The sequence below is a fragment of the Mesorhizobium sp. M5C.F.Ca.IN.020.32.2.1 genome (genome assembly GCF_004023105.1).
GTDB classification, from domain to species: domain Bacteria; phylum Pseudomonadota; class Alphaproteobacteria; order Rhizobiales; family Rhizobiaceae; genus Mesorhizobium; species Mesorhizobium wenxiniae.
In genome coordinates this window covers 1-4,169 of record NZ_RZSX01000579.1, presented here as the reverse complement: position 1 = coordinate 4,169, position 4,169 = coordinate 1, and the positions used below count along the sequence as shown (strand labels likewise).

The 4,169-nt window shown below is 65.4% G+C and carries 2 protein-coding genes; both read left to right on the top strand.

Annotated elements, in window-relative coordinates:
- The first annotated feature begins 539 nt into the window (after positions 1-539).
- The gene (locus tag EOA86_RS24680; RefSeq protein ID WP_128344059.1) at positions 540-3,959 is read left to right on the top strand and encodes a helicase-related protein; all 3,420 of its coding nucleotides are present in this window, start codon (positions 540-542) and stop codon (positions 3,957-3,959) included.
- A gap of 14 nt (positions 3,960-3,973) precedes the next feature.
- A partial coding sequence (locus EOA86_RS24675) for a S4 domain-containing protein (RefSeq protein ID WP_281035692.1) occupies positions 3,974-4,169 on the top strand: 196 nt, incomplete at its 3' end.

Sequence of the window (4,169 nt, the reverse complement as noted above, 5' to 3'; positions counted from 1 at the left end):
ACACTACATATTGGGGTGAACAAACCGGGAAACTCCCGCCAGCGCTGATTCGTCGCCGTTTCGTTCCGGCTTTGAGCGGAAGGTTAACGACAAAAGGCTGAAAACATCCCCAAATGGTTAAGACGCGTTAGGAAAGATTAATAATTTCAAAATGTTGGATGACACCCGCCGACCTGCTGTCGATCGTTCATCGGCAAAGGTTAACGGCGAGTCAGCCCTGCATGAAACGGGCCATTTCGGCGATTCAGCATGTGGTGAGACTCGCCGGCGAAAAATCCAGATGTAGCCGTGAACAAACCCTGAATCCGCGCGAGTCAGCGATTCGTAGCCGATTCGTTCCAGACTCGTTCCAACTGTTAAATCGGAACGCCCTACTGTCTAATCGGAACAGATTATCGAAGCTGAGGGGAGCCTTCGAGCTGCCGTCGGAACATTCCGCTTTCGCTTCGCGCCCGAAATCCCTATGTGTCGCTTGTCACACGCGCCAGCACGGGGCGCGCTCCCGACAACGCGAGGCAGAGAGCCTTATTTCCAGGTCGATGAACATCCAGCCGAAACACACTGAACCGCTGATCCTGTCGGGCCGCGACGTGACCGCCGTGCTCGGGCCGACCAACACCGGTAAGACCCATCTCGCCATCGAGCGCATGGTGGCGCATGAAAGCGGCATTATCGGCCTGCCGCTCAGGCTCCTCGCCCGCGAGGTTTATACACGCGTCTGCGAGAAGGTCGGCGCTCACAAGGTAGCGCTCATCACCGGCGAGGAGAAGATCCAGCCCGACGGCGCCAGATATTCGGTCTGTACGGTGGAAGCAATGCCGCGCGAGACCGACGCCGCGTTCGTTGCCATCGACGAGGTTCAGCTGGCCGGCGATCTCGAGCGCGGCCACATCTTCACCGACCGCATCCTGCATCTGCGCGGCCGCCAGGAGACACTGCTGCTGGGTGCGGCCACCATGCACGGCATCCTCCAGCGTCTGCTGAAGGGCGTGTCCGTGGTGACGCGGCCACGGCTGTCGCATCTCGCCTATGCCGGCTCGAAGAAGCTCACCCGCTTGCCGCGACGTACGGCGATCGTCGCCTTTTCCGCCGACGAGGTTTATGCGATCGCCGAACTGATCCGCCGCCAGCAGGGCGGTGCGGCCGTCGTGCTCGGTGCGCTATCGCCCCGCACCCGCAACGCGCAGGTGGCGCTGTTCCAATCGGGTGATGTCGATTATCTGATCGCGACCGATGCGATCGGCATGGGCCTCAACCTCGATCTCGATCATGTCGCCTTCGCACAGAACCGCAAATTCGACGGCTACCAGTACCGCAATCTGACGGCGGCCGAACTCGGCCAGATCGCCGGCCGCGCCGGCCGGCACATGCGCGACGGAACCTTCGGCGTCACCGGCCAGGTCGATCCACTGGATGAGGAACTGGTCAAGAAGATCGAAGCGCATGATTTCGACCCGGTGAAGGTGCTGCAATGGCGCACCGCGCGTTTCGATTTCGCCAACCTCGACGCGCTGAAGCGCTCGATCGAGACCAACGCCCCGGTTGAAGGCCTGACGCGCGCGCTGCCGGCGGTGGATGCGCAGGCGCTCGAGCACCTGTCCCGCGACGAGGACATTCGGGCGCTTGCCACCGACGCCAGGCGCGTGGCGCTGTTGTGGGAGGCCTGCGCCCTTCCCGACTACAGGAAGATCGCGCCAGCCCAGCATGCCGACCTGATCGCCTCGATCTACATGGACCTTGCCAGGCATGGCCATGTCGACGAGAACTACATGGCCGAGCAGGTGCGCCGTGCCGACACCACCGAGGGCGACATCGACACGCTGTCGCACCGGATCGCCCAGATCCGCACCTGGACGTTCGTTTCCAACCGGCCCGGCTGGCTGGCCGATCAGGCACACTGGCAGGAAAAGACACGCGAAATCGAAGACAGATTGTCGGATGCGCTGCATGAGCGGTTGACGAAACGCTTCGTAGACCGCAGGACTTCCGTCCTCATGCGGCGCCTTAGAGAAAATACCATGCCTGAAGCCGAAATCAGCCCAACCGGAACCGTCCTCGTCGAAGGCCATCATGTCGGCGAGTTGCAGGGGTTCCGCTTCACCGCCGACCAAAGCGCCGGCGGCGAGGACGCCAAGGCGGTGCGTGCAGCAGCCCAGAAGGCGCTTGCAGCCGAATTCGAGGCGCGGGCCGAACGCTTCGGCGCCTCGGGCAACGGCGACATCGCGCTCGGCTCCGACGGCACGTTGCGCTGGATCGGCGCGCCGATCGGCACGCTGGTAGCAGGCGACGAGCCGCTGAAGCCGCGCCTTGTGCTGCTGGCCGACGAGCAGCTCACCGGACCCGCCCGCGATAAGGTCGCGGCCCGCGCCGAGCGCTTCGTAAATTTCCAGATCGAGTCCCTGCTGAAGCCGCTGGTCGACCTCAAGAACGCCGAGCAGATCACCGGCATCGGCCGTGGCATCGCCTTCCAGCTCGTCGAGCATTTCGGCCTCATCAACCGCCGTGACATCGCCGAGGAGATGAAGTCGCTCGACCAGGAAGGCCGCGCCGCCCTTCGCCGACTCGGCGTGCGCTTCGGCGCCTACCACGTCTTCGTGCCCGCGCTGATCAAGCCCGCCCCGGCTGGACTGGTGACGCTGTTGTGGGCGCTGAGGAGCGACGGCAAGGACAAGCCCGGCTTTGGCGACGTGGTTCACGCGCTGGCCTCCGGCCGCACCTCGATGGTCATCGATCCCACGTTCGACAAGACCTTCTACAAGCTGGCCGGCTACCGCAATCTCGGCCGTCGCGCGGTGCGCGTCGACATCCTTGAACGGCTGGCCGACCTGATCCGGCCCGCAACCAATTGGAAGCCGGGCCTGGGCCAGCGCCCCGACGGCGCCTATGATGGTCAGTCCTTCATGGTGACGCCGCCGATGATGTCGATCCTCGGCGCCACGGCCGACGACATGGAAGAGATTTTGAAAGGCCTCGGCTACCGGGCAGAGCCGAAGCCGGCGGTCGAGGTGAGGGCGCGGCTCGAGGCACAGGACAATGCCGCGCGCGAAGCCGCCGCGGCCAAGCAGGCGGCGGAAGAACAAGCCGAGCAGGCCAAGGCAGCCGAAGCCGCGATTGCGGACGCAGCCGCCGAGGCGCCGGCCGGGAGTTCTGAGCCGGATGCAGTGGCAAAAGCCACGGCCGAAGCCCCTGCGGAACCCTCCACCGAAGGTGAAGCGGAGCCTGTCGCGAAAGCTCAGCGGGAAACTCCGGCTGAGATCACGGAAGAGGAGCTGCCTGCAGCCGAAGCCGCAGCCGAAGCGCCTCCGGTATCAGCGGCTCAGCCAGAGGCCGAACTCGAAACCGCCGAAGTTGAAGTCGCATCGGCGGAGCCGGCCTCCGAAGCCTCGCCTGCAACGGAAGCAGTGTCGGCCGAACCTGCCGCGACGGCGGAAGCCGCCACTGGCGAGGCTGCTCCCCAGGCCGAGAAAGAAGCCGAGGAACCAAAGCCCATTCTGTTGTGGCGGCAGGGCCGCTTCGACCAGCGCCCGCGCCACCGCCACCATGACAACCGGCCCCTTGATAGGGACAAGCGCCCGCGCAACGGGCAAGCCGCGCGCGATGGCCGTGGCGACGCACCGGCAGATGCCACCGGCGGACAACCGGTCGGCGCTCCAGGCAGCCGGCCCGCCCATGAAGGACGCCGCGACGGCGCCGGCAAACCGCGCTTCGACCGCAGCAAGTTCAAGCCCAAGCCCCAGGGCGAGACGGGAGAGCGGCGCGACGGCAAGCCGCAGGGCGAGCGTTCCGATCGTCGCGAAAGCCGGCCCGACTGGAAGGGCGGCAGGCCGGAGGGCAAGGGTGGCGCGCCCGGTGGAAAACCCGCGTTCCAGCCGAAGCCGCGCGAGGAGCGTCCCGTGCGCTTCGACCCGGATTCCCCCTTCGCCAAGCTCGCCGCGTTGCGCGACCAGCTGAAGAAGTAGGTTCGCTCGCTCCGATGGTCGCTGATGCCCGCCAGCGCATCGACAAATGGCTGTTCTTTTCGCGTGCGGTGAAATCGCGCTCGCTTGCAGCGAAGCTGGTGGTGGCCGGACGCGTCCGCATCAATCGCGACAAAGCAGCGCAGGCCTCCGATCTGGTCCGCGCCGGCTTCCCGTGCCGAGCACCTTCCAGACGAAGATGCGCCGCGCGAG